22 protein-coding genes are annotated in these 26,420 nt (G+C 68.0%); 15 read left to right on the top strand and 7 right to left on the bottom strand.

The annotated features are described in order from the left end of the window. Positions 1-9 precede the first annotated feature (9 nt). From ACVKN3_RS05450 to ACVKN3_RS05425, 6 genes are all read left to right on the top strand, one after another. Complete coding sequence (locus ACVKN3_RS05450) at positions 10-1,083, top strand: hemin-degrading factor (protein ID WP_354513682.1); 1,074 nt, start codon at positions 10-12, stop codon at positions 1,081-1,083. Beyond that, positions 1,080-1,928: a heme/hemin ABC transporter substrate-binding protein gene (locus tag ACVKN3_RS05445; protein WP_354513684.1), complete on the top strand. Its 849-nt coding sequence runs from the start codon at positions 1,080-1,082 to the stop codon at positions 1,926-1,928. Before ACVKN3_RS05450 ends, ACVKN3_RS05445 begins: the two co-directional genes overlap by 4 nt. Continuing rightward, positions 1,925-2,959, top strand: a complete 1,035-nt coding sequence (locus ACVKN3_RS05440) for a FecCD family ABC transporter permease (RefSeq protein ID WP_354513686.1) — start codon at positions 1,925-1,927, stop codon at positions 2,957-2,959. Before ACVKN3_RS05445 ends, ACVKN3_RS05440 begins: the two co-directional genes overlap by 4 nt. Beyond that, positions 2,956-3,729, top strand: a complete 774-nt coding sequence (locus ACVKN3_RS05435) for a heme ABC transporter ATP-binding protein (RefSeq protein WP_354513688.1) — start codon at positions 2,956-2,958, stop codon at positions 3,727-3,729. Before ACVKN3_RS05440 ends, ACVKN3_RS05435 begins: the two co-directional genes overlap by 4 nt. 79 nt (positions 3,730-3,808) lie before the next feature. Then, positions 3,809-4,798, top strand: coding sequence for a porphobilinogen synthase (gene hemB / locus ACVKN3_RS05430; protein WP_285404197.1), 990 nt, complete (start codon positions 3,809-3,811; stop codon positions 4,796-4,798). 80 nt (positions 4,799-4,878) lie between these two features. Continuing rightward, the gene (locus tag ACVKN3_RS05425) at positions 4,879-6,681 is read left to right on the top strand and encodes a monovalent cation:proton antiporter-2 (CPA2) family protein (protein WP_285404195.1); all 1,803 of its coding nucleotides are present in this window, start codon (positions 4,879-4,881) and stop codon (positions 6,679-6,681) included. A 245-nt stretch (positions 6,682-6,926) separates the two neighbouring features. Here ACVKN3_RS05425 and ACVKN3_RS05420 read toward each other — a convergent pair whose 3' ends face one another. Beyond that, positions 6,927-10,367, bottom strand: a complete 3,441-nt coding sequence (locus ACVKN3_RS05420) for an ankyrin repeat domain-containing protein (protein WP_354513690.1) — start codon at positions 10,365-10,367, stop codon at positions 6,927-6,929. 90 nt (positions 10,368-10,457) lie between these two features. After that, positions 10,458-10,760 carry a YcgL domain-containing protein gene (locus tag ACVKN3_RS05415; RefSeq protein ID WP_036138187.1) on the bottom strand — a complete coding sequence of 101 codons (303 nt, stop codon included), beginning with the start codon at positions 10,758-10,760 and terminating at the stop codon, positions 10,458-10,460. A gap of 225 nt (positions 10,761-10,985) precedes the next feature. On the opposite strand from ACVKN3_RS05415, the gene ACVKN3_RS05410 reads away from it, so the two are divergent. Next, the gene (locus ACVKN3_RS05410; RefSeq protein ID WP_285404190.1) at positions 10,986-12,410 is read left to right on the top strand and encodes an OmpP1/FadL family transporter; all 1,425 of its coding nucleotides are present in this window, start codon (positions 10,986-10,988) and stop codon (positions 12,408-12,410) included. 73 nt (positions 12,411-12,483) lie between these two features. On the opposite strand, the gene ACVKN3_RS05405 is transcribed toward ACVKN3_RS05410, so the two are convergent. The 5 genes from ACVKN3_RS05405 to trxA form a co-directional block, all read right to left on the bottom strand. Continuing rightward, positions 12,484-13,179, bottom strand: coding sequence for a UPF0149 family protein (locus tag ACVKN3_RS05405; protein ID WP_285404188.1), 696 nt, complete (start codon positions 13,177-13,179; stop codon positions 12,484-12,486). Positions 13,180-13,188: 9 nt separating this feature from the next. Then, positions 13,189-14,559 (bottom strand): glutamate--cysteine ligase, encoded by a 1,371-nt coding sequence (locus tag ACVKN3_RS05400; RefSeq protein WP_285404186.1) that lies wholly within the window; start codon positions 14,557-14,559, stop codon positions 13,189-13,191. 261 nt (positions 14,560-14,820) lie between these two features. Continuing rightward, on the bottom strand, positions 14,821-14,994 hold the full coding sequence (locus ACVKN3_RS05395; protein WP_354513693.1) for a hypothetical protein: 174 nt from the start codon (positions 14,992-14,994) through the stop codon (positions 14,821-14,823). A 285-nt stretch (positions 14,995-15,279) separates the two neighbouring features. Further along, complete coding sequence (rho, locus tag ACVKN3_RS05390; RefSeq protein ID WP_285404182.1) at positions 15,280-17,178, bottom strand: transcription termination factor Rho; 1,899 nt, start codon at positions 17,176-17,178, stop codon at positions 15,280-15,282. A gap of 154 nt (positions 17,179-17,332) precedes the next feature. Further along, a complete protein-coding gene (trxA, locus tag ACVKN3_RS05385) occupies positions 17,333-17,659 on the bottom strand; it encodes a thioredoxin TrxA (protein ID WP_036143580.1) in 327 nt (108 codons plus the stop codon). 430 nt (positions 17,660-18,089) lie between these two features. On the opposite strand from trxA, the gene ACVKN3_RS05380 reads away from it, so the two are divergent. From ACVKN3_RS05380 to ACVKN3_RS05345, 8 genes are all read left to right on the top strand, one after another. After that, positions 18,090-19,868, top strand: a complete 1,779-nt coding sequence (locus tag ACVKN3_RS05380) for a DEAD/DEAH box helicase (RefSeq protein WP_285404180.1) — start codon at positions 18,090-18,092, stop codon at positions 19,866-19,868. Positions 19,869-19,958: 90 nt separating this feature from the next. Next, positions 19,959-20,636, top strand: a complete 678-nt coding sequence (gene ftsE / locus ACVKN3_RS05375; RefSeq protein ID WP_285404178.1) for a cell division ATP-binding protein FtsE — start codon at positions 19,959-19,961, stop codon at positions 20,634-20,636. Continuing rightward, the gene (gene ftsX / locus ACVKN3_RS05370; RefSeq protein ID WP_354513696.1) at positions 20,633-21,613 is read left to right on the top strand and encodes a permease-like cell division protein FtsX; all 981 of its coding nucleotides are present in this window, start codon (positions 20,633-20,635) and stop codon (positions 21,611-21,613) included. The genes ftsE and ftsX overlap by 4 nt, the downstream gene beginning before the upstream one ends. 60 nt (positions 21,614-21,673) lie before the next feature. Continuing rightward, positions 21,674-22,468 carry a response regulator gene (locus ACVKN3_RS05365; protein ID WP_354514012.1) on the top strand — a complete coding sequence of 265 codons (795 nt, stop codon included), beginning with the start codon at positions 21,674-21,676 and terminating at the stop codon, positions 22,466-22,468. Next, positions 22,465-23,160 (top strand): uracil-DNA glycosylase, encoded by a 696-nt coding sequence (gene ung / locus ACVKN3_RS05360; protein WP_354513698.1) that lies wholly within the window; start codon positions 22,465-22,467, stop codon positions 23,158-23,160. The genes ACVKN3_RS05365 and ung overlap by 4 nt, the downstream gene beginning before the upstream one ends. A gap of 243 nt (positions 23,161-23,403) precedes the next feature. Further along, positions 23,404-24,264, top strand: a complete 861-nt coding sequence (gene rpoH, locus ACVKN3_RS05355; RefSeq protein ID WP_285404172.1) for an RNA polymerase sigma factor RpoH — start codon at positions 23,404-23,406, stop codon at positions 24,262-24,264. Positions 24,265-24,347: 83 nt separating this feature from the next. Beyond that, positions 24,348-25,028, top strand: a complete 681-nt coding sequence (locus ACVKN3_RS05350; RefSeq protein ID WP_285404170.1) for a response regulator transcription factor — start codon at positions 24,348-24,350, stop codon at positions 25,026-25,028. Then, entirely contained in the window at positions 25,012-26,382 is a 1,371-nt protein-coding gene (locus ACVKN3_RS05345; protein WP_285404168.1) for a sensor histidine kinase, read from the top strand. Before ACVKN3_RS05350 ends, ACVKN3_RS05345 begins: the two co-directional genes overlap by 17 nt. Positions 26,383-26,420: the final 38 nt, after the last annotated feature.

Below are 26,420 nucleotides of genomic sequence, written 5' to 3'. Positions count from 1 at the left end.
GACGCGACCATGCAGCAGATTCCCGTGCCGCCGGCATTACGCCTGGACATTCCCACGCTGGTCGACGGCTGGCGACGGCTACGCGATGCCGAACCCGGTCTGCGTGCCCTCGATGCGGCGCATCGCCTGGGCGTAAGCGAGGGCGAGCTCGTCGCCAGCCGTGTCGGCGACGGCGTCACGCGCCTGGAGGGGGAATTGCCGGCCCTGATCCGCGAGCTCCCCTCCCTGGGGCGCGTGATGGCACTCACCCGCAACGCGTACTGCGTACATGAAAAGAAAGGCTGTTACGAGAACATCGATATCGGCGGCACCATGGGCATCGTGCTCGCGGAGGATATCGACCTCCGCCTGTTCCTCACCCACTGGCGTTACGGATTCGCGGTTCGTGAGTCGACGCGCGGACGCACGCTGGAAAGCCTGCAGTTCTTCGACGGCGACGGCAAGGCGGTGCACAAGGTGTACCTCACCGACCAGAGCGATCGCCCGGCCTGGCGCTCATTGGTGCATCGCTACACGGCGGCGGTGCAGTCACCGCTGATCGATTGCGCGGCGGTGGCCGACCCGCTGCCCTTACAGCAAGCGGACGAGGAGGTTGCCGTCGACGCGCTGCGCGACGGGTGGCGCGCACTGCGCGATCCGCACGATTTCTTCGCCTTGCTCAGAAAACACCGGGTGACGCGTGCGCAGGCGTTGCGGCTGGTGGGGGCGGAGTTCGCCACCCGTGTGGACGATGGCGCGTTGCGTCGGGTGCTCGAAGGCGCGGCCGCCGGTGGCGAGCCGCTGATGGTCTTCGTCGGCTCGCCGGGCGTGGTGCAGATCCACACCGGGCCCGTGCGGAAAGTGGCCATGGCCGGCCCATGGCTGAACGTGCTGGACGACGACTTCAATCTGCACCTTCGCGCCGACGCCATCGCCGATAGCTGGATCGTGCGCAAGCCGGTACCCGAAGGCACGGTCACGTCGCTCGAGCTGTATGCGGAGGACGGTACGCAGATCGTGCAGGTGTTCGGCCGACGCAAACCGGGCGTGCCGGAGCGTGACGACTGGCGGGCATTGCTGGCGACGGCCGGAGCGGCGGCATGAAGACCTGTGTCCGTCAACTCGCGCTCGCCGTCCTGCTCTCGTGCGTGTCCCTCGCAGCGAATGCCGCGTCGCGCATCGTCGCCCTGGGCGGCGACGTCACCGAGACCCTCTACGCCATCCACGCCGAGGGCAACCTGGTCGCGGTGGACAGCACCAGCACCTGGCCCGTGGCGGCCACGTTACTGCCGCAGGTGGGCTACGTGCGGCAGCTGAGCGCCGAAGGTGTGCTCGCGTTGCGCCCCGACCTGATCGTGGCGACCCACGATGCCGGCCCACCCACGGCCATGGCGCAGCTGCGCGAGGCGGGTGTGCGCATCGCCTCGTTGCCGGCATCACGCACGCCGGAGGACATCGTCGCGAAAATCCGCGGCGTGGGTGCGCTCACCGGCCACGCGGCGGAAGCGGAGGCACTGGCGCGCAGTGTCACGCGCACGTTCGCCACACTCTCGGCGGCAGTGGATGCGATGCCCCAACATCCCCGCGCGGTGTTCCTCATGTCGACGGGGCAGGGCAGCCCCATGGCGGCCGGCGCGGAGACGGCCGCGGACCGTGCGCTGGTCCTGGCAGGCGCACGCAACGTTGCCACGGGCATCGACGGCTACAAGGCGGTGTCGCCCGAAGCACTAGTGGCCATGGCGCCCGACGTCATCGTGCTCATGCAGGAGCGCGAAGCGGCGGTGGGTGGCATCGCGGGGGTATTGGCCCTGCCGGGTGTCGCCGATACGCCGGCTGGCAAGGCCCGGCGGGTGTACTTCGTGCCGGGCCAGGCGCTGCTCGGTTTCGGCCCGCGCACCGCCGGCGAGGCCCTCGCGCTGCAGCGGCGCCTGGCTTCCCTCGCACCATGAGCACCGTGGCGACCCTGGTGCCGGCCATCGCGTGGCGACGCCTCGCGCTACCGGCGCTCGTGCTGCTGCTGGTCGCGGTGGCGCTGTGGAGCCTGTGCCATGGTGCCATCGACATCCCGCCGCGCGAGGTGCTTGCATCCCTGCTGCGCGCGGCGGACGGCGCCCCGGCACGCGGCGATGACACCGTGGTGCTCGGCCTGCGTCTGCCGAGGATAGCGCTTGCGATCCTGGTCGGCTCGGCGCTGGCCAGCGGCGGGGCGACGATGCAGGGCCTGTTCCGCAACCCGCTGGCCGATCCCGGCCTGATCGGGGTGTCCGCCGGCGCGGCCCTCGGCGCCGTCGGCGCGATCGTGCTCGGCGGCCAGTCCGGCTCGTGGCGGGTCGCCGCTGCGGCGTTCGTGGGTGGCCTCGGCGCGACCTCCTTCGTCTACATGCTGGGCCGCCATCGTGGCGGCGTAAGCCATCTCCTGCTCGCCGGCGTCGCGGTGAACGCCATCGCCATGGCCGGGGTCGGCCTGCTGACCTACCTGGCCGACGAAAACCAGCTGCGTGACCTGACCTTCTGGTCGCTCGGCAGCCTGGGTGGCGCGAGCTGGTCGCGGCTGGCCACGGTGGCCCCGTGGATACTGCTTCCGCTGCTGTGCCTGCCCGCCGCCGCGGCGGGGCTCAACGCCCTGTTGCTGGGCGAGAACGAAGCGACGCTGCTCGGCTACCGTCCCGAGCGCCTGCAGCCCTTCCTCGTCGGGCTGGTCGCGCTGGCCGTCGGTGCCTCGGTGGCCTTTACCGGCGTGATCGGTTTCGTCGGCCTGATCGTCCCGCACCTGCTGCGCATGGGCTTCGGCCCCGACCATCGCTTCCTCCTGCCGGCCTCCGCGGTGGGTGGTGCCACGCTGCTGGTGGCGGCCGATGCGCTGGCGCGCACGGTCGTCGCGCCCGGCGAACTGCCGATCGGCGTGCTCACCGCGCTCGTGGGCGGGCCCTTCTTCCTGTGGCTGCTGCTGCGCGGTCGCGGCCATGGCGGCGGGCGATGAGGACGATGCCCGGGTGGCTGGCCACCCACCATGTCGACCTGGTTCGCCAGGGCCGGCCCATCCTGCACGACGTGTCGCTGGCCGCGGCGCCGGGACGGCTGCTGGTGTTGATCGGCCCCAATGGCGCGGGCAAGAGCAGCCTGCTGAAGGTGCTTGCCGGCCTGACGCACGCGACGACAGGCATCGCGACGCTTGACGACCGCGCGCTGCCGACATGGCACCCGCGCGACCTGGCCCGGCGACGCGCCATGCTTTCGCAGCGCGTGGACCTCGACTTCGGGTTCCTCGCGGAGGAAGTGGTGGCGCTGGGCCGCGGCCCCCATCCGACCGACCGGGAGCGCGATGCCGGCATCGTCACCGCGGCGCTGCACGCGGCCCATGCCTGGGCGCTGCGTGGGCGCCGTTACACGGTGTTGTCCGGCGGCGAGCGGCAACGCGTGCAGCTGGCCCGCGTGCTCGCTCAGGTGTGGGAAGGGGCCAGCCACGGCGCGTGGTTGCTCCTGGACGAGCCCGAGGCCGGCCTCGACATCGCCCATCAGCACTTCATCCTGCGCCGGGCCCGCGCCCTTGCGACACAAGGCTTCGGCGTGGTCGCCGTGCTGCACGACCTGGCACTGGCCGCCCGCTACGCCGACGAGGTCGCGTTGATGGCCGGCGGTCGCCTGCTGCGGCAGGGTTCGCCAGGGGTGACACTGGATCCGGCACTGCTCTCGGAGGTCTACGGCATCGCGCTGGTCCGCGGCGCGGCGGGCGGTATCGAGGTGGCCTGAGGCCTGCGACCCCGTGCCGCCACCGCGATCGCGGCCGAGGCGTAAAATGGTGGTCTTGCCCACCCACAGGCCACCCTCCATGACTTTTCCCGCCGTCCGCATGCGCCGCATGCGCCGCGATGCCTTCTCCCGGGCCCTCATGCGCGAGACGGTGCTCACCGTATCCGACCTCATCATGGTCGCCTTCGTCGTCGATGGCGAAGGTGTACGACAGCCGGTCGCCTCCATGCCGGGCGTGGAACGTCTCTCGATCGACCAGCTGTTGAAGCTCGGCGAGGAATGCGTGGCGCTGGGTATCCCGGCACTGGCCCTGTTTCCGTCGGTGGGCAACGAGGTGAAGAGCGAAGACGCCGCGGAGGCCTGGAATGCGCAGGCGTTGTTCCAGCGTGCGACGCGCGCCCTCAAGGAACGTTTTCCCGAACTGGGGCTGATCGGCGACGTGGCCCTGGACCCCTACACCACGCATGGCCAGGATGGCCTGATCGACGCCGACGGCTATGTGATGAACGACGCCACGGTGCAGGCGCTGATCCGGATGTCGCTGGCGCAGGCGGAAGCCGGCATGGATTTCATCGCACCGTCCGACATGATGGACGGGCGCATCGGTGCCATCCGCGACGCCCTGGAAGAGGCCGGCCATATCCACACGCGCATCCTGGCGTATTCGGCGAAGTACGCATCCAGCTTTTACGGCCCGTTCCGCGACGCCGTGGGTTCGTCGGGCAACCTGGGCAAGGGCAACAAGCACACCTACCAGATGGACGTCGGCAACAGCGACGAGGCCCTGCGCGAGGTGGAACTCGACCTCGCCGAGGGTGCGGACGCGGTGATGGTGAAGCCCGGCCTGCCTTACCTGGATATCGTCCGCCGGGTCAAGGACACCTTCGGCGCGCCCACCTTCGTCTACCAGGTCAGCGGCGAGTACGCGATGATCAAGGCCGCCGCGCAGAACGGCTGGCTGGACGAAAAGGCCGTGGTCATGGAATCCCTGCTGGCGATGAAGCGTGCAGGCGCGGACGCGATCCTGACGTATTTCGCGGTGGACGTGGCGCGCTGGCTGAAGGGCTGAGGCGTCGCACCGCCAGCCGATCGTGCAGGGCCTGCCCGCTCGCGTGACATAATCCGGAACGATCTTCCGGGAGTCGCAGGATGGATGGACATCACTTTCTCGAGACGGCCGTCGTCTTCCTGCTGGCGACGGTCGTGGCCGTGCCCCTCACGAAGCGCTTCCGCCTGGGCGCCGTGCTCGGCTACCTGCTGGCGGGGGTGGTCATCGGGCCTTCGGTCCTCGGGCTGGTAAACGACACCGAGGGCGTCGCGACGATCTCCGATTTCGGCGTCGTGCTGATGCTGTTCGTCATCGGGCTGGAACTGTCGCCGTCGCGCCTGTGGGTGATGCGACGCGCGGTGTTCGGCAGCGGCAGCCTGCAGGTCATCACCTGCGCGCTGGCGCTCGGCGCCATCGGCTATTTCCTGTTCGGCCTCACCTGGAAAGCCGGCGTCATCGTCGGCGGAAGTCTGGCTCTTTCCTCCACGGCCTTCGGCCTGCAGATCCTGGCCGAGCGCAAGGAGGCCGGTTCGGCGTACGGTCGCCAGGCCTTCGCCATCTTGCTGTTCCAGGACCTGGCCGCCATTCCGCTGATCGCCGCGGTGCCCCTGCTGGGTAGCGCCGTGGCCCACGATGCGCACGGACCGGACATGGCCAGCGTGCTGCGCGTGGTCGGCACCATCTTCGGGGTGATCCTGGGCGGCCGCCTGCTGTTGCGCCACGTGTTCCGCTTCGTCGCCCGCGCCAAGAGCACCGAGGTGTTCACGGCAACGGCCCTGCTCGTGGTCATGGGCACGGCATGGCTGATGGAACTGGCCGGCATCTCGGTCACGCTCGGTGCCTTCCTGGCCGGCCTGCTGCTGGCAGATTCGGAATACCGGCACGAACTGGAATCCAACATCGAGCCGTTCAAGGGGCTGCTGCTGGGGCTGTTCTTCGTCAGCGTGGGCATGTCGGTCGACCTCGCGCTGCTGGTGGCCAAGCCGCTCCTGGTGCTGGGCATGGTGGCCTTGCTGCTGGCCGTCAAGGCGATGCTGATCGTGCCGCTGGGCCGGCTGATCGGTGCACTGACCACCGCGGATTCCGTGCGGCTTGCCGCCGTGCTGGCCAGCGGCGGCGAGTTCGCGTTCGTCATCCTCAACCTCGCCCAGCAGAACCGCCTGATCGACGATAGCCAGCGCGGGTTGATGGTCATGGCCATCTCGCTGTCCATGGCGCTGACACCGCTGCTGGTGCTGGCAGCCTCCCGGCTGGTCCACGAGCGTGTGCATACGCCCGACCGCGCCTTCGACACCATCGAGTCCGATACGCCGCGGGTCATCATCGCGGGCTTCGGCCGCATGGGCCAGATCGTCGCGCGCATGCTGCGCGCACAGGACATCCCGTTCGTCGCCCTGGAAAGCTCGGTGGAGCAGGTGGATACCTCGCGGCGGTTCGGTGGCACGTCGCTGTTCTTCGGTGACCCCGCGCGTCCGGAAATGCTGCGGGCGGCGCAGGCCGACAAGGCCGAGGTGTTCGTCATCGCCACCGACGATCCCGAGGCGAACATCCGCACCGCCCGGCTGGTCAGGCGACAGTACCCGCACCTGAAGATCATCGCCCGTGCGCGTAACCGCCAGCATGCCTTCCGTCTGATGGATATCGGCATCGAAGAACCCGTGCGCGAGACGTTCTACTCCAGCCTGGAAATGACACGCCACGTGCTCCAGTCGCTGGACATGCCGGCGGAGGTCGTCGACAGCCGCATCGCCCGTTTCCGCAAGCACGACGAGCAGGTGCTGCGCGCGCAGTACCTCGTCTACGACGACGACGCGGCCCTCATCCAGTCCTCGAAGGAAGCCCTGCACGACCTGCAGCAGCTGTTCGAAGCCGACGCCGTTGACGAGCGCGAGCGCGATAGTTGAGCCACGTCGATCTCGCGTCACACGACAAGCACGGCATGCATGACATGCGCGACATGCATCTGTAGGAGCGCGCGATGCGCGCGACATCTTTTTGCGATAACCCGGCAGCTGGCGCGCCAGCATGAAAGGCGCCGCGAGAAGATGTCGCGCGCATCGCGCGCTCCTACAGGGTCATCGCGCCGGCAAGCGGTGTCACCGTGCCGACATGTCGGCGGCGAAGCAAAGTCGGCGGCGCAGCAAAGGGGTCAATCGGGCTGGGCGGGCTGCCGGAGTGTCTGGCGTACGCTGGGTACGGTGCCGACCCGGCTGCCCAGTTCATGCGCGATGTCCACATAGCCCAGGTGTCGTGCGACATCGCCGGCGGTCCGGCCGAAGCCATCGGCGGCGTTGCGGTTGGCGCCGCGCTGCAGCAGCACGCGCGCCGGCCCGAGCAGGGCATGCATCGCGCTGGCGTGCAGCGCGCTGACGCCGCGGTGGTCGGCATGCTCGATCCGGGCGCCGGCATCCAGCAGCACCGGTACCAGGGCGCCGAGGTGAGTGGCATCGGCAGGGGCGCCCGGGCGCAGGTTCGCACCCAGCAACATCAGTAGCGGGGTCACGCCGTCCTTGTCGGCCTTGTTCGCATCGGCGCCCTTGCCGATCACGGTGTCTAGCAGGCGCCGCGCACGCAGGCTGTCGCTACTGCCGAAGCAGTACTGCGCGGCGGCGTGCAGGGCGGTGTGGCCGTGGGCGTCCTCGGCTTTCGCATCGGCACCGGCACGCAGCAGCATGTCGGCGATCTCCGGATAGCCCAGCGCGGCGGCGATCATCAGCGCCGTGGTCTCGCCCGGCAACCGCTGGTCGGCCGACACGCCATGCGCGAGCAGGGCCTCGACAATCGTGTCGCGTCGCGCGTTGACGGCTGCCGCCAGCGGCGTGATGCCGGAGGCGGCGGCGAGGGTCGGATCGGCGCCGGCCTGGAGCAGGTGGTCGACGACGTGACGCTGTCCGGCGCCGGACGCGCGAAGCAGGCCGGTCGCGCCCTGGTGGTCGCGTGTGTCGACGGGGAAGCCCAGTTCGATCAGCCGGTCCACGGCTTGCACATCGCCCGCGGCGGCGGCGGCGGGAAGATCGTCGGCACGCAGGGGGCGACGCGGCAGAGGCCACGCTGTCCAGCTGAGCCAGCGCTCCACATCGCCGTGTCCGATGCCCAGTCCGTAGGGTGTCTCGCCATTGACGTCGGCCGCCTCGGGATCCGCGCCGTGGGCGACCAGCAGGCGTACCAGCGGCAGGCTTTCGCCACCTTGCTCGAGCGCCGCGTGCAGCGGCGTGCGTCCGCCTGCGTCGCGAACGTTCGGGTTCATGCCGCGGGCGAGCAGGGCACCCAGCAGCGCGGTACGGCCCGTGGAGGCGGCCATGTGCAGGGGCGTGCGTCCGCGGGCGTCGGCACCGAACGGATCGGCGCCGGCCTCGAGCATCGCCAGGGTCAGGCGTTCGTCGGCGCCGTCGAGGCGGCAGATCGCCTGGCCGAGCAGACCCGCGCCGGCCGGGCTGGCGCCGGCCCGCATCAGTTGCAGCAGGGCGTCGGCCGACTGCGGCAGCTGGGGTAGCAGTGCATCGAACAGGCGGCGTCCGGCCTGGGGCGCGTCGCCGGGTGCACCCAGCCGTGCCTCGGCATGCAGGCCGTGGTCGAGCAGCCATGCGCGTGCTGCCTCGAAACCGGGACCCGCAAGGTCGACGTAGAGGGCCGACAGTTCCTCCACGGGCCAGGCGCGCACCTTGGTGGTGAACGTGGAAGCCACGGCCCAGTGGCCGAAGCGCAGGGCATCGTAGAGGTGCAGGGGCGAATCGGCGCCAGCCTCCGGCACGACCGACTCGCTGAGCGATGTCGGCAGCGGTGTTTCCGGATCGAGCAGCGCCACGAAATCCCAGCGTCCGGCCCCGGCCGCGTGGTCGAGCGCGCTCCGGCCGTCCGCGCCGGGCTCTTTCGGCTGGGCGCCGAGCGCCAGCAGCGCCCGCACCGTGGCGGCCTGGGCCCGGGGCGACTGGCAGGCGAGGGTCAGTGCGTCGCGGCCGTGGCCGTCGCGCGGCGAGGCGTCCGCGTGGGCGTCGGCCAGCAGCTGGACGATGCCCTGCGCGCCGGCGCGCGCGGCTTCCATCAACGCCGTCGTGCCGTGGCGATCGGCGAGGTTGGGTTGCGCGTGCGCCTGCAACAGCGCGCGGGCGATCTGTTCGTGCCCTTCGGCGGCCGCGGCCATGAGCGCTGAGCGGCCGTGGGCGTCGGTGGCGTTCACCGCCGCCTTGTAACGCAGCAGTACCTTCACGCCCTCTGCGTCGTCGTCGGCAATGCCGGCTGCCGCGACCAGTGCGGGTTCGCCGCCCACGGGCGAGGCCTTGGCGCCGTGTTCCAGGAGAAACCTCACCAGCGCCCAGTTGGCTGCGCGGCAGGCGATCGCCAGGGGCGTGTCACCTGCCGCGTTCACCGCATCCACCGGTGCGCCGGCGTCCAGCAGCATGGCCGCCACGGTCGGTTCGGCACTCAGTACCGCGCCATGCAGTGGCGTGTTGCCCTCGTTGTCGACGGCGGCCGCATTCGCGCCATTGGTGAGCAGGGTAAGTACGGCGTCCGGCCGGCCGTGCCAGCTGTCGCGCGTGGCGGCGTGCAATGCGGTGACGCCCTGGTGGGCGCGATCGACCTTCGCGCCCCGCGCGATCAGCGCACGCAGCAGGCGTGAATCGGGTGACAGTGCCGCCAGTGTCAGCACCGGCCGCTGGTCGCGGTCGCCGGGCTCGGCGCCGGTGTCCGGTTCGGCACCGGCCTCGACCAGCGCAACGGCGCGCGCGATATCACCCTCGCGGGTGGCGAGCAGCAGGGCACGCTCGCGGACGCCAGGCTGGCTTTCTTCCGTGCTGAGCACGGGAATGGGTGCCGGCGGGATGTCTGCCGGGCGCTCCGCGTCCTGCCCGACGTCTTCACGCGACGGGATGCCGCCCCGTTTCGCACCGAGGCGTACGCGGCGATCCGGGAGCAGCGCGCGCAAGGTGCGATTGGCGATCACCATGCCTGCCACTGGCAACAGGACCACGCCGTAGAGCGCCAGCGACGCGAGGCGCATTTCCGCAGGCAGCACGCCGTACAGGCCGGACAACGCCACGGCGCAGAACGCCAGCACCAACAGGCTGAGCGCCGCCGGGAGGAAATGGGAGAAGAAGCGCTCCTCGGCGGACAGGTGGCGGCCGAAACTCACCGAGCGCGCCAGCGCCGTGAAAATCCACGAGGCCGTTCCGCTGTCTTCGGGGTACGCGTCGTCCCAGAGGAAGATCAGGCCGAAGGCGGGCCAGGTCCGCCATAGCGCGGCAAGCGCCACGACCAGGGTGGCAGCCAGCAGGAGCGCCGCGCCCAGGCTGGGGGCCTGGGTCAGCTTGAGCAGGGGCCAGGCCACCAGCACGAAGACCACGAACGTATACGCCGTGAAAATCACCACGTAGGCCGAGCCCCGGCGCAAGGCCGTGCGCAGGTAGCTGGTTTCGGGGTCGAAGCCGATGGCATGGCACACCGCGCCCATGACCAGCGCATTCGCCAGCAGCAGCGGAATCAGCGCCAGCGGTGACGCCGTGAGGCCGGCGCAGGCGACCGCAGCAAGGACGGGAATGAACCAGGGCAGCGCTTTGAGCAGCGACGGTCGACGACGTTTGGGATTGGCCATGCGCGGGAGTATACGGACGCGCATGGCCGTACGCGGTAACGCGGCGTTAACCCTGGTAACGCACCGCGCGCCCGGCGCGGTTTCGCCTGCTCAGGCCCTGACGAGCATCTGGTCGGGGTCGATCTCGCGATTGTGGTTCGGCTGGTTGCACACGGTGAGCGTTTCGCCCGGAGGCGTCTGCAGGTGCCAGCCGCATCCGGCGAGGTTGATGAGCACTTGCTCAGTGTCGTTATGCGGCAGCTTGCGCTGGGGCGTCAGTTCCACCTCGAGCACGAAGCGCAGTTCGCCCAGCAGGAGCACCAGCGGTTCGGGAAGCATGTCGAGGCCATCCCGGCGGGTCATCCAGACGTAGGTATCGGGCTTGCGAAGGCTTGCGTAGACATAGCAGTGCATGACGGCGGTCTCGCTGGCGGTTCGAGTACCTAAGGTAGCAAAAGGCCGGCGCCCGCGGGCGCGTGCGGACCACATTCCTGCAGATTTGTTGCACCGGCACTTGCAAATTATTCGTCAAGTCGTCCAGAGTTCCCCCGCAGATTGTTAAACGCGCGTATGAAAACAAGAACGTTTCCGTTGCGCGACTGTGACATCGACCCAGACAGAACAAGCAGGAGCCCCACCATGCAGACGTTGATCCGTACCCGCCCGTTGGCCGTCGCCGCCCTTTCGCTGGCCATCGCCGGCGCGCTCGTGGCTCCGCAGGCCGCCCACGCCAGTGCCTTCCAGCTGAAGGAAAACAGTGCCGCCGCGCTCGGCCGCGCTTTCGCCGGCTCCACCGCGGCAGGTGACGATGCGTCCGTCATCGTGAACAACCCGGCCGCCATGAGCATGCTCAAGGGCACCACGTTCCAGGCCGACGTCACCGGCATCAACTTCAGCACCAAGTTCCACGGCACCGCCACCGACGCGCAGGGTCGTCCCATCTCCGGCGGCAACGGCGGCGACGCGGGCACCACCATCCCGGTGCCGGCCTTCTACGTGGCCACCCAGGTCAGCGACCGCTGGCACGTCGGCTTCGGCCTGACCGCGCCGTTCGGCTTCAAGACCGAATACGACGGCGACTGGAAGGGTCGTTACAACGCTATCAAGTCCGACTTCAAGTCGTATGACGCCACCCTGTCGGCCTCGTTCGACGTCACCGACAACTTCGCCCTGGGCGTCAGCGCCATCGCGCAGAAGACCACGGCCGAACTGACCAGCGGCATCAACTACAACACCGTGGGCCTGGGCCTGATCCAGCGCGCCGCCGCGGCCGGCCAGCTCTCACCCGCCGTGGCCCGTGCCCTGGCCGCCCAGTACGCGGCCGTGGTGCCGCCGGGCAGCGATGGCGTGGCCAAGATCAAGGGCGACGACTGGGCCTACGGCTGGCAGGTCGGTGGTCTGTGGAAGCTCACCCCGAACGACCGCATCGCGCTGAACTACCGCAGCAAGATCAAGCACACGCTGGAAGGCACGGGTAACTTCACGATGCCGAGCAACGTCTCGGCCGTGCTGTCCAACCCGACCGTCGGTGCCCTGCTCGGCAGCGGCCAGCCGCCCTTCACCCACACCAACGGCACCGCGGGCTTCACCACGCCGGTCGTGGCCACCGCCAGCTTCTGGCACCAGGACGTCAAGTTCGGCCTGGGCTTCGACCTGTCGTGGACCAAGTGGGACGAGTTCAAGGACCTGACGGTCGACTACTCGAACCCGAACCAGCCGTCCACCAGCGAGAACTACAGCTGGCGCAACAGCTACTTCCTCTCGGCTGGTGGTGAGTACTACCCGACCGACAAGCTGACGCTGCGTGCCGGTATCGCCGTGGACAGCACCCCGACCTACGACGACACCCGTTCGCCGCGCGTGCCCGACTCCACCCGCAAGTGGCTCGCGTTCGGCGTCGGCTACAAGGCCACGGAGAACTTCGAGCTCAACGCGGGCTATGCGCACATCTTCGTCAACAAGGCGCACATCGCGGGCGTCACCGATGCGACGGGCGACCGCCTGGTCGGCCAGAACGACGACAAGGGCAACCTGCTCAGCGTGTCGGCCAAGTACCAGTTCTGATCGCTTCGTCGATCGGCTGAGGCCTGATACAAAAAAACCTCCCCGGCAACGGGGAGGTTTTTTTATGGGCGGATCAACCGCCCGCGCCGCAGCACTTCTTGTATTTCTTCCCGCTGCCGCACGTGCAGCTGTCGTTGCGTCCGACCTTGGCGTCCTCGCGACGCGACGGGCGCCCGTGTTCCGGGTGACGCCGGCGATACAGCGCCGCCAGCTGGAACGGAATCTCGTTGAGCAGTGTCATCCGCTCCTCGAAGGTGGGTAGCGGCACCTCCGGGGTACCGGGCTCCGGATCGACCTGGTCGGCGGTGAGCGTGAGCAACATGCCGACGAGGGGATAGGTGGACTCGTCGAGCCACTCGGACCATTCCTCTTCCCACGCGTTGATGGCGAAGCGGAAGCCGAGCGCCCAGTCGCTGGCGAGCGGGAAGTCACCGTCGTACGTGCTGACGTCCTCGAGTTCGTCGAATGCCTCGGGAGAGTCGACGAAGGGCAGCGACTCGTCCGCCATGATCTTCGGATCGCCCGAGACACGCGCCTCGATCACCGCCCAGAACTCCTTGAGCAGTTCGGCAACCTCGGCATGCACCGCCTCGGATTCCCACGGTATCGCCTCGCCCGCGTCGAAGATGGCCATGCAGTCGTCGATGTCGACCTCGGCCGGCCCGACGATGGCTGCGGAAAACAGACCGTCCAGCGTTTCCAGCGAATAGCGGTTGGTCGAGATCAGGAGGTCGTCGAGTCGGCCTAGCCGCGTTTCATTCATCTGCATGGTGGTTGCTCAGTAAGCGTAGTCGCGGAAGACGGGATCGACGCTGCCGTTCCATGGGCCGTGGAATAGCTCGAGCTTGGTATCGGCCTGGGTCTTGCCGGACAGGGCGATCTCCTCCAGCGGCTCGAGGTACACCGACTCGTCCACGCCGCGGTGGCCCAGGCGGTTTCGCCGCTTCAGGCCCTCACGGGCGATCTTCACCGCTTCCAGCGAGAGTTCGCGCACGCTGTGATCGCGGAAACGCAGGGCAAGCGCCTCTTTCGGCACGCCGTCGCGCAAGGCATGACGCTCGGCCTTCGTGAAGTCCTTCACGAGATCCCATGCGGCATCCAGTGCAGTGTCGTCGTACAGCAGACCCACCCAGAAGGCCGGCAGGGCACACAGCGAATTCCACGTGCTGGTGTCGGCGCCGCGCATCTCCAGGTATTGCTTGAGGCGTACTTCGGGGAAGGCGGTGGTCAGGTGATCGGCCCAGTCCTTCATGTCGGCCCGTACACCAGGCAACGCCGGCAACTCGCCGCGCATGAACTTTTTGAAGTCCTGTCCGGCCAGGTCGACATACTTGCCGTCGCGGTAGCTGAAGTACATCGGTACATCGAGGATGTAATCGACATAGCGCTCGTAGCCGAAGCCGTCCTCGAACACGAAGTCGAGCATGCCGGTACGGTCGGCATCGGTGTCCGTCCATACATGCGAGCGGAACGACTTGTAGCCGTTGGGCTTGCCCTCGGTGAAGGGCGAGTTGGCGAACAGCGCGGTGGCGATGGGTTGCAGCGCGAGCGCGACGCGGAACTTCTTCACCATGTCCGCCTCGCTGGAGAAGTCGAGGTTGACCTGGACGGTGCAGGTGCGGGTCATCATGTCCAGGCCGAGCGAGCCCACCTTGGGCATGTACTCGCGCATGATCTTGTAACGCCCCTTGGGCATCCAGGGCATCTGGTCGCGGCGCCATTTCGGCTGGAAGCCCATGCCGAGGAAGCCGATGCCGAGTTCTTCCGCCACCGAGCGCACCTCGCGCAGGTGGTCGGTCACTTCGTCGCAGGTGTCGTGGATCGTTTCCAGGGGCGCACCGGAAAGCTCCAGCTGCCCGGCGGGCTCGAGCGTGATGTTGGCCATGCCCTTGGTCAGCGCCACGGGAATGTCGCCTTCACGGGCGACGTCCCAGCCGAAGCGCGTGGCCAGCGTTTCCATCAGCTGACGAATGCCGGGGCGGTCGCCGTCGAACGGGGGCGGGGTCAGGTCGTCGCTGTAGAAGCCGAACTTCTCGTGCTCCGTGCCGATCCGCCAGGCCTCGCGCGGCTTCTCGCCCTTGGCGAGGTACGCCACCAGGTCGTTACGGTCGCCGATGGGCGTGCTCTTGGCGGCGCTGGGGATGGACACAGGGGCTTTCCTTGAAGAGGGGGGCTTTAGGCCGGATGCAGCCCACATGGGGGCGCGCGCCCGACGGAAAAAGGTGCCATGCGGCCGCGCAGGGTAACAAAAGGCAGGGCGTCCTGCCGCCACGAAAGCGGCGCCGGTCGGTCGTTCATGACCGCCGAACGGCCAAAGAAAAGCCCCGGCGCTTGCGCCAGGGCTTAGGGACCGCCATGAGGCGTCGCCGTGAGTCGCGGGACGCCCCCGCCTCGCGGGGGCATCGATCGATCATGCGGCGGAGATGACGATGCTTTCCCCGTCGGTGAACCGAACTTCTTCTTCACTCCCCTCCTCGAGCCTGTCTTCGGAAAGCGCCTTGCCTTTCGCATCCATCACCCGAACCATGATCGGACCGGTATCGCCTGGTTCGTCATTGACGATCGTGACCTTTAAATGCTTCATGCCGTGTTCTCCATGGGTTTGGCTAGATAGTCCATCACGATCACGCGACGCACCAGCGCCGTGGCGTCGCGTCACGGCGGCCGACAAAGAGAGGCTGGAGTGCCTTGCATTTTACGTTGCCCAATTCGCTTACGGGTAAGCGCCGAGCGAGGTATCGCGATCAGCGCTTCATCGACGTTTCGTGAGCGCCCAGGGTGACCAGGCCGTCCCCTGCCTGGGTTCGCGGTAGCGTCCACAAAAAAGGCCGCCCACGGGCGGCCTTTTTTCCTGTGCGATGGATCGCGGTCAGCGCTTCATCGAATTGAAGAACTCGTCGTTTGACTTCGTGTTCTTCATCTTGTCGAGCATGAACTCCATCGCCGCCAGCTCGTCCATCGGGTGGAGGAGCTTGCGCAGGATCCAGATCTTGGCGAGCAGGTCCGGATCGATCAGCAGGTCTTCGCGGCGCGTGCCGGAGCGGTTGATATCGATGGCGGGATAGACGCGCTTCTCGGAGATGCGCCGGGACAGGTGCACTTCCATGTTGCCGGTACCCTTGAACTCCTCGTAGATCACCTCGTCCATCTTCGAGCCCGTATCGGTCAGCGCCGTGGCGATGATCGTCAGGCTGCCGCCTTCCTCGACGTTGCGTGCCGCGCCGAAGAACCGCTTCGGACGCTGCAGGGCGTTGGCGTCGACACCGCCGGTGAGCACCTTGCCGGAGCTCGGCACCACCGTGTTGTAGGCGCGGGCGAGGCGGGTGATCGAGTCGAGCAGGATCACCACGTCCTTCTTGTGCTCGACCAGGCGCTTGGCCCGCTCGATCACCATCTCGGCCACCTGCACGTGGCGCACCGCGGGTTCGTCGAAGGTGGAGCTGATCACTTCGGCGCGAACCGTGCGGGCGATTTCCGTGACTTCCTCGGGGCGCTCATCGATCAACAGCATGATCAGATGGACGTCCGGGTGGTTGTACTGGATGGCCTGCGCGACGTTCTGCAGCATCATCGTCTTGCCGGATTTGGGCTGGGAGACGATGAGGCCACGCTGGCCCCGACCGATGGGCGCCACCAGGTCGAGGATGCGGCCGGTGATGTCCTCGGTGGAGCCGTTGCCGCGCTCGAGCTTGAACGACTTGCGCGGGAACAGCGGCGTGAGGTTTTCGAACAACAGCTTGTTCTTCGACGCCTCCGGCGGATCGCCGTTGATGTCGTCCACCTTGAGCATCGCGAAGTAGCGCTCGCCTTCCTTGGGATGGCGGACGCGTCCGGTGATGTAGTCGCCGGTGCGCAGGTTGAAGCGACGGATCTGGCTGGGCGAGACGTAGATGTCGTCCGGGCCGGCCAGGTACGACTCGTCGGCCGAGCGCAGGAAGCCGAAGCCGTCCTGCAGGATTTCCAGCACGCCTTCCGCCCAGATGCCGCCGCCCGACCGGGCGTGGGCCTTCAGGATGTTGAACACCACATCCTGCTTGCGCTGGCGGGCCACGCCTTCGCGCACGCCGAGCGACTCGGCGAACTCGAGCAACTGGATGGCGTTCTTGCGCTTGAGCTCGGTCAGGTTGATCAGGCGATCGTTGCTGCCGGCATCGGCGTTCTCGTCGTCGTCGACGGGGTAGCCGTTGTTATTGTTGTTGCGCGGATGCTGATAATTGCCACCGCCGCCATTGCCGTTGCCCGGATTGCCGCCACCACCACCGCCACCGCCGCCCGGACGGGGCGGGTTGCGCTCGTTGCGGCGACGACGGCCGCGGCCTTCGCGCTCGGCATTGTTGGCGTTGTTGGGGCCACCGTTGGGGTTGGCGCCACCGTTGGGATTGCGGTCGTTACGGTTCTGCTGCGGGTTGGGGTTGTCGCCCCGGCCCTGCGGCTGGCCGTTCTGACCGCCCTGGCCGCCGCCCTGGGGCGGGTTGGCCTGGCCACCGTCGCGGGACTCGCCTTGCGGCGAAGCCGGTCGGGCATCCGCGGGCGGCGCCGAGGTGTTACCCAACTGCAGTTCCGCCTGGGGGGCGGGCGCGGGCATCGGTGCGGGCACGGGTGGCAACGGCGGCGGGGCCTTGACCGGAGCCGGTGCGGGAGCACTCGTCTCTACCGCCTGCGTTTCGGCAGGCGGCGCCTTGCGGCGCGTACGGGGACGCGGTTCGGTCGCAGGCGTGTCGCCGGCGCCCTTGGCGTCGTTGGAGTCTTTGGTTTCGATATCGGACACGGGCAAACCTCACGGGGCGCCGTTAAAAGAAGAAGGGAGAGGGTTCGCGACTGGGGGGACAAGCGGTGTCCCGGCGAACCCCTAGAGCCTAGCATCGCGTGAGGCGCGACGTAAAGCGCCTCACGCGGTGGCTCGGGTCATGCGATGAACCGGATCAGAGGGCGCCGTCGATGAACTTGGCCAGCTGGCCCTTGCCCACGGCACCGATCTGGGTGCCTGCCACCTTGCCGTCCTTGAACAGCATGAGGGTGGGAATGCCGCGCACGCCGAACTGACGCGGCGTCTGCTGGTTCTCGTCGATGTTGATCTTGACGATCTTCAGCTTGCCCTCGTATTCGCCGGCCAGTTCGTCGAGCAACGGCGCGATGGACTTGCAGGGGCCGCACCATTCCGCCCAGAAGTCGAGCAGGACGGGGGTGTCGGAATCGAGGACTTCCTGCTGGAACGCAGCGTCGCTCGTATGGGTGATCTTGTCGCTCACCGTTATCTCCAAAAAGGGGTGACTGGGGGGCTTGACGACCGTAACGCTCACATCGGCTACACTAAGGCGCCTCATGTCGCGGGTCGCACCGGAAGCGAAGGTCCTGGCCATTGCAGCCTCGAGCCCTCCTTCCAACGCAACTAGGGGCGCGCTTCAAGCGTTTCAAGGGCGCCGACGGGATGGTTTCCGTTGACATAGGTGAGAAGGTTACCCGTTTTCCAGCCTTTTCACCTATGCCAGCGGAAGCCGTCGGGTCGCGCGCCGCCGCCTCCGGCCATCGTGCGCCGGGCGCGTCGTAAGGCCGCCGGTGGTAACCGGCCGCCCCCGACTCTCCCGTGACGCCGGTCGGATCACCCACCGTCCCCCGACCCTACGGTCGCCGGGGATGCCGCCGCGCATGTGCGTGGCGCGACGCAGGCCATTCCTACCTATGTCCGAAACCGTTCTCACCGACGTCTTCTACGAAAACCTCGACCTCCATCCGTTGCTCCACCAAGGTCTGGCCACCGCGGGCATCACCCGCTGCACGCCCATCCAGGCACTGACCCTGCCGGTCGCCCTGCTGGGACGCGACGTCGCCGGCCAGGCGCAGACGGGCACGGGCAAGACCTTCGCCTTCCTGGTCGCCCTGATGGACCGCCTGCTCAAGCACCCGGCCGCGGCGGACCGCAAGGATGCCGATCCGCGTGCCCTGATCATCGCGCCCACCCGCGAGCTGGCCATCCAGATCGAGAAGGATTTCCAGACGATCGGCAAGGCCACCGGCCTGCGCAGTGCGCTGATCTACGGCGGGGTGGACTACGACAAGCAGCGCCAGCAGCTGCGCGACGGCTGCGACATCATCATCGCCACGCCCGGCCGCCTGCTCGACTACTACAAGCAGGATGTGTTCGGTTTCGGCGCGGTCGAGGTCATGGTCATCGACGAAGCCGACCGCATGTTCGACCTCGGCTTCATCAAGGACGTGCGCTTCATCTTCCGCCGCCTGCCGGCCCGCGAGAAGCGCCAGGTGCTGCTGTTCTCCGCCACGCTCAGCCACCGCGTGCTGGAGCTGGCCTACGAACACATGCACGAGGCCGAGAAACTGGTGGTGGAGACGGAGAACGTCACCGCCGACCGGGTCCGCCAGGTCGTCTACTTCCCCTCCAAGGAAGAGAAGATGCCCCTTCTGCTCAACCTGCTCGAAGAGAGCAAGACCGAGCGCAGCATCATCTTCGTCAACACCAAGGCCGCCGCCGAACGCATCACCGATCGCTTGAAGCGGCACAACTTCCGCGTCGGCGCCATCTCCGGCGACGTGCCGCAGGTCAAGCGCCAGAAGCTGCTCCAGCGCTTCCAGGATGGCCAGATCGACCTGCTCGTGGCCACCGACGTTGCCGCGCGCGGCCTGCACATCCCGGCGGTCAGCCACGTCTTCAACTACGACCTTCCGCAGGACGCCGAAGACTACGTGCATCGCATCGGCCGTACCGCCCGCCTGGGTGCGGAGGGCGACGCGGTCAGCTTCGCCTGCGACCTGTATGCGATGGGCCTGCCGGACATCGAGACCTACATCAACCAGAAGATCCCCACCGCCTCCATCGAGGCGAAGATGCTGGTGATGCCGGCACCGCGTCCGCGCGCCGACGGCGTGCAGGACGAAGTGGACGATCCGAACGACACCGGCGGCCACATCCCGACCCGCGGCGCGCCGCCGGAGAAGGGTGGCCGTGCCGGCCGCGACGGTCGTGGCGGGCCGTCCCGTTCCGGCGAGCGTCCGGCCAGCCGTGAGCGCCGCCCGCGTCCGCCGCGCGAGGACCAGCCCGTGGGCGGTTTCACCGCGGCATCCACCGAAATACCGATGACGACGGTCGTGGTCGCGGAGTCGGTCGAGCAACTGCCGGCTGCCGCCGAGGCCATGGCCGCCGACGGCGCGGTGAAGAAGCGTCGCCGCCGTCGCGGTGGTCGCGGTCGTGGCGCACGGGAGGGCCTCGACGTGGCGACCGACGGCCAGCAGGTGGTCGAGGCGGCGGCCACGGCCGATCGCCCGGCGTCGCCGCCGGGCGCGCGCCATAAGGACGAGGGTCCGGCCGAGTCGAACCCGGGGCGTCGTCCGTCACGCCAGGTGGCGGCGAACCGTCCCGCCGGCACGCCGGCTCCCGCGGAAAAGACGCACGAGAAAAAAGTCGGCTTCTTCCGCCGCATCGGTCGCCTCTTCGGCAGCCGCTGAGGTGCCTGCGGGCCGCCTGCATGCAGGCGGCCCGCAAAACCGTCACGACATCCCTTATCCTCTGAGGCTGAACAGCCAACGGGTGACGCGGTGATCGGTTTCGATCTGGTGAGCAAACGATACGAGGGCGATCACCAGGCCCTTACCGACGTCTCGTTCCAGGTCGCGGCGGGCGAGATGGCCTTCGTGACCGGCCATTCCGGCGCGGGCAAGAGCACGCTGCTCAAGCTGCTGGCCATGATCGAGCGCCCGACCAACGGCGTCGTCACCCTCGACGGCCAGAAGCTCAACACCGTCCGCTCGGCGGACATTCCCCGCATCCGCCGCAAGCTGGGCATGGTTTTCCAGGACCACCGGCTACTGATGGATCGCAGCGTGTTCGCCAATGTCGAACTGCCGCTGGTCATCGCCGGCATCGCGCCCGCGGATCGTTCGCGCCGGGTGCGCGCGGCGCTCGAGAAGGTCGGCCTGCTCAGCTACGAGAAGCAGTTGCCCGATGCCCTCTCCACGGGCGAACAGCAGCGGGTGGGCATCGCGCGCGCCATCGTCGCCAAACCGGCCGTGCTGATCGCCGACGAGCCCACCGGTAACCTCGACCCCCAGCTGGCGATGGAAATCATGACCCTGTTCGCCGAATTCCAGCAGGTGGGCACGGCCGTGCTCGTCGCCAGCCACGATCTCATGCTCATCAAGCGCATGAAGAAGCGCGTGGTCGTGCTGGACCACGGCAAGCTGGTGGCCGATGTGCCTGCCACGGAGGTGGTATGAACGCCGCTCGCGACACCCGCCGCCCTGCCGAACCCGCCAAGACCCAGCGCAGCGAAGCGCGCCGGATGGGGGCCTGGCGCGAACACCACGCGTGGAGCCTCTCGATCAGCCTGCGGCGCCTGGCCGCGCGTCCGCTGAGCACGCTGCTCACGGTGGCGGTCATGGGCGTGGCGCTGGCGTTGCCGCTGGCGTTCTACCTGCTGCTGGGCAATGTCGAGCGCATGGGTGACGCCCTCGGCCGCAACCAGTCCATCAGCGCCTTCATGAAGCCGGGCCAGAACGGCGCCATGGCCGAGACCGCGGCCTCCGCGTTGCGTGGGCGTCCCGAAGTGGCCGACGTGGTCGTGCGCACGCCCAAGGACGGCCTGGACGAGCTGGCCGAGGTCCAGGGCTTTTCCGGGTCGCTGCAGTCGCTGGACGTGAACCCGTTGCCCTACGTGCTTTCGGTGCAGCCGCGCAGCGGGCTGTCCGCCGAGGATGCCGGACGCCTGGTCGAGGCGATGAAGGCCACCCCCGGGGTCGACATGGTGCAGGACACCGGTGCGTGGCGACAGCGACTGGACGCCCTGCTCGGCGTCGGTACGCGCGCCGTGAGCCTGCTCGCCACGCTGCTCGGCATTGCCGCGCTGCTGGTCGTGGGCAACACCATCCGGGTCGATATCCAGAGCCGGAGCGCGGAGATCGGTGTGCTGCTGCTGGTGGGCGCCAGCCGGCCCTTCGTGCGTCGGCCCTATCTTTACGCGGGCCTCTGGCTCGGCTTCCTCGCCGGCGTGCTGGCGGTGGTGCTGGCCGTGACGCTGGAGCTGGCCATGGCCGGGCCAGTCGGGCGGCTCGCCGCGGCGTACGATGGCAGCGTCAGTTTCGGTGGCCTGCCGGCGTGGTTGCTGCTTTCGGTCCCGTTCGCCGCGGCCCTGCTCGGCTGGCTGGGTGCGCGGCTGGTCAGCGCGCGGCAGATCCGCCGCGCCGCGGCGGTCTGACAGGAGGGCACCCGGGTGGCGACTCACATCGGTTCGGGCGTGGCCGGCACGGCCCCGCGGATGCTCCTGGTCGACGGCTCCCGGGTCGTTCGCCAGCTCATTTCCCGGGTCGTCACCGCGGAAGTGCCTGGCGTGGAGATCGTGGGCGTGTCCACCGGCGCGGAGGCCCAGGTCGAGCTGCAGCGCGGCGTGTTCGATTTCGTCACCGTGGCGTTGCGCCTGCCCGATATGGATGGCCTGGACGTGGCCCGCTTCGTGCGCGAATCCGCGCCGCAGATCTACATGCCCATCGTGGTCGTTTCGGGCGACGTCGAGGAACGCCTCCATCGGCGTGAACTGGGCGAGTTCGTCACCGACTATTTCGACAAGTCGCTGGGCTTCGAGGCCCTGGCCGAATTCATCCGCGGCTATGTCCGACCGGAAGGGGGCGCCGAAGGCGAGGTGCTCTATGTCGAGGACAGCCGGGTGGTCGCGCTGGCCACGCGGCGCATGATGGAAAAATACGGCCTGACCGTGCATCACGTGATCAGCGCGGAAGACGCCCTGGTCCACCTGCATGAGGCGAAATCCCAGGGGCGGATGGGGGCTGACATCGTGCTGACCGATGTCAGCCTGAAAGGCGAGCTCACGGGCGGCGACCTGGTCGAGCGCATCCGCAACGAGTTTGGTTACGGCAAGGGTCGGTTGCCGACGCTCATCATGACCGGTGACGAAAACCCCGCCAACCAGGCCGCGCTGCTCCGCGCGGGGGCCAACGACCTGGTCGAGAAGCCCGTCGAGGAAAAACTGCTCATCACCAAGCTGCTGTTCCAGCTGCGAGTGGCGCTTCACCTGCGCGAAAGGACACGGGATTGAACGACCGCATCAAGCTGGAGCCGTCCTGGAAGGAACGGATCGGCCCTTACCTCGACCGGCCGGACATGCTGGCCCTGTCGCACTTCCTTCGGGAAGAGAAGGCGGCAGGCAAGGCGATCTTCCCGCCGGGCCCGGAGATCTTCAACGCCTTCGCGCACACGCCGTTCGACCGCGTCCGCGTGGTCATCCTGGGCCAGGATCCCTACCACGGCCCCGGTCAGGCGCACGGGCTGAGCTTCTCGGTGCGCCCCGGCGTGCGGGTGCCGCCGTCGCTGCAGAACATGTTCAAGGAGATTGAAGGCAGCCTCGGCATTCCGCGGCCCGACCACGGCTGCCTCACCCCCTGGGCCGACCAGGGCGTGCTGCTGCTCAACGCGGTGCTGACGGTGGAAGCGGGGCAGGCCGCATCGCACCAGGGCAAGGGCTGGGAAGGCTTCACGGACGCCGCCATCGACGCGCTGAATCGCGAGCGCGAAGGCCTGGTGTTTCTCCTGTGGGGAAGCCACGCCCAGAAGAAGGGCCAGCTGATCGACGGCAAGCGCCACCTGATCCTGCGCAGCGTGCATCCCTCGCCGCTGTCCGCGCACCGGGGTTTCATGGGGTGCGGGCACTTCGCCAAGACAAACGCGTACCTGGCGTCCCGGGGCGAGGCGCCGATCGACTGGTCGCTTCCGCCGGCCGCGGCTCTTTAAAGCCCGCCTCGCGGCCCAATGAGGGTGGGTGCGACGGGCGCGTCACGTCTCCCGTGTCACCGTGCTGCCTTGGCCGGGTGGCAGGGTATCCGTCTGCCTCCTGAATACCCCGGTGGGTCCATCTGGACAGGCTTGGGGTATTTCTGTACCATTCCGTACAGTTAACCGATGAACTTCGGGCTGACTTAGCACTCTCACTGCGGGACTGCTAATCTGCATACAGACTTTTTGGAGGTTCCACACATGTCCCAAGCTCTCGTTACCCGTAACTACGGGCTCCCGAGCGTCGTCGGCAGTCTGGATTCCTACATCTCGGCAGTCCATCGCATCCCGGTGCTCAGCCTAGACGAGGAGCAGTCGCTGGCGCGTCGCTTCCGTGACGACGCCGATCTGGACGCCGCCAAGCAGCTGGTCATGTCCCACCTGCGCTTCGTGGTCCACGTGGCCCGCGGCTACAACGGCTACGGCCTGCAGCTGTCGGACCTGATCCAGGAAGGCAACATCGGCCTGATGAAGGCGGTCAAGCGCTTTGACCCGGACCAGGGCGTTCGCCTGGTCAGTTTCGCGGTGCACTGGATTCGCGCCGAGATGCACGAGTTCATTCTGCGCAACTGGCGCATCGTCAAGGTGGCCACCACCAAGGCGCAGCGCAAGCTGTTCTTCAACCTGCGCAAGAGCAAGAAGCGCCTGGGCTGGATGAACGCGGAAGAAGTGCGCGTGGTCGCCCACGACCTGGGTGTTCCCGAGGCCACGGTGCGCGAGATGGAATCGCGTCTTTCCGGCCGCGATGTGGGCTTCGAGGCTCCGGCCGATGCCGATGACGACGACAAGCCGGCTCCCGCCGCGTTCCTCGTCGACGAAGGTGCCGATCCGTACGAAAATCTCGCCGAGGAAGATGCGAGCAACAACCAAATGGGCGCGCTGTCGTCGGCGCTCGGCAACCTGGATGCCCGCTCGCGCGACATCATCCAGCGTCGCTGGCTGGCCGAGGACAACAAGGCCACGCTGCAGGATCTTGCGGACGAGTACGGCGTTTCCGCCGAGCGTATCCGCCAGATCGAAGCGAACGCGATGAAGAAGATGCGCGTCGCCATCGCCGCCTGAGTGCCGCGTTGGGCGTAAGATCCGGAACGGCCCCTCGGGGCCGTTTTCCGTTGTTCCTTTTCGTTTTGTCGGAGTCGCTGCGGATGCCGAAGGCCCTGGTCATCGAGGACGATGAAGTCACCGCGCGCGACATCGTCGCGGAGCTGGCCGCGCACGGCCTCAGCGCCGACTGGGTGGCCAATGGCCGCGACGGCCTCGCCCGCGCGCTGGCCGACGGCTACGACATCATCACGCTCGATCGCATGCTGCCCGGCATGGACGGCATCGACATCGTGTCCGCGTTGCGCCAGCGCCGCATCGATACTCCCGTGCTGATGATCAGTGCCTTGTCCGACGTGGACGAGCGTGTCCGTGGACTACGCGCCGGCGGCGACGATTACCTCACCAAGCCGTTCTCGCCGGACGAACTGGCCGCGCGTGCCGAAGTGCTGTTGCGCCGACGACGGCCGAGCGCGAACGAGACCCGGCTGCACGTGGCCGACCTGGAACTCGACCTGGTCAAGCACAACGCCCTGCGTAACGGCCAGCCGCTCACCCTGCTGCCCACGGAGTTCCGCCTGCTCGAATTCCTCATGCGGAATGCGGGGCAGGTGGTGACGCGGCAGATGATCTTCGAGCATGTCTGGGGGTTCCATTTCGATCCGGGTACCAATGTCATCGATGTCCATATCGGACGCCTTCGCCGCAAGATCGACGGCAGCGGCCAGCCGCCGCTGATCCGCACCGTGCGCGGATCGGGATACCTGCTTGCGCCCGCTGACTGACGCCTGGCGTTCCGCCACCTCGCGACTGATCCTCATCTACGGGGCGCTTTTCGCGATCTGGTGCGTGGTGTTGCTGGGCGTGGTGCAGTGGGAAACCTCGCGCTACCTGACCGGCGTGGTCGACCAGATGCTGGCCGCGCGCATCCATTACCTGGAAACCACCGATCCGCATCGCCTGCCGGAAACCGTGGAAGCGGCCAGCGCCGTCGACGTGCAGGGCTTCATGTGGGTGGGGCTGTTCGCGGCCGACGGCCGGCGTATCGCGGGCAATATCGCGCACGTGCCGGCCGAGCTGACCGAAGACGGCGTGGTGACCTCGGTGCAGGCCAACGTCCTCGCCTCCGCACGCCGCTCACCGCTGCGCGCCCGCGGTGTCACCCGCCTGTTGCCCGGTGGCCAGCGCCTTGTGGTGGCCAAGGACAGCACGACCATCGATGGCCTGGGCGCGATCATCCGCCGCGGCCTGCTGTGGGGACTGTCGCTCACGCTGATCCCCGGCGTGTTGGGTGGCGTGCTGATCGCGCGTGGCCCCGCGCGGCGCATCCGTGCCATCCAGCAGGCGATGGCGCCCATTCGCGAGGGTGACCTCAGTGTCCGCCTGCCGGTGACGCGTGGCGGCGACGAGGTCGACCTGCTGGCCGCCACCGTCAACACGGCCCTGGGCGAGATCGAACGACTGCTCGGCGAGGTCAAGGGCGTGACCGACAACATCGCCCACGACCTGCGGACACCGCTCACGCGTGTCCGCACGCGGCTCTATCGGCTGCAACAGCAGTTTGCCGCGTTGCCCGAAGGCGACGCGCTGGAGGCGTGCGTGGCCGACATCGACACCGTGCTGGGGCGCTTCCGCGCACTGCTGCGCGTGTCGGAGCTGGAGGATCGCCAGCGCAGTGCGTGCTTCGAGCCGCTCGACATCGGTGCCGTGCTGCGCAACGTGCACGAGTTCTACGCCCCGCTGGCGGAGGACCGCGGCCAGGATTTCCGCCTGGAAGTGGGTGCGCTGCCGCCGCTACGCGGCGATCCCCAGCTCATGTTCGAGGCGTTCGCCAACCTCGTCGGCAACGCCATCAAGTTCACCCCGGACCACGGTACGGTGTGCATGGTGGCCTTGACGGACGCCTCCGGCGAGGCGCGCATCGACATCGCCGACACGGGCCCGGGCATTCCCGAGGGTGAGCGCGAAGCGGTATTCCGGCGCTTCTATCGTGCCGACGAAACCCGCGCCAAGCCAGGGTGCGGCCTGGGGCTGGCGATCGTCAGCGCCATCGTGAGGCTGCATGGCTATTCGCTCGCGGTCGGCGGTGACGAGCGCGGCGCCGTGTTCTCCGTGACATGCCCCGCCGTGCCAGCCTAAACAAATCTTAACTACGGCCTGCGGGCCCGTGGGGGCAA

The sequence above is a fragment of the Luteibacter sp. PvP120 genome, assembly GCF_054055715.1.
The sequence above is the reverse complement of the archived record's forward strand: the minus strand, read 5'-3'. Positions and strand labels throughout refer to the sequence as shown.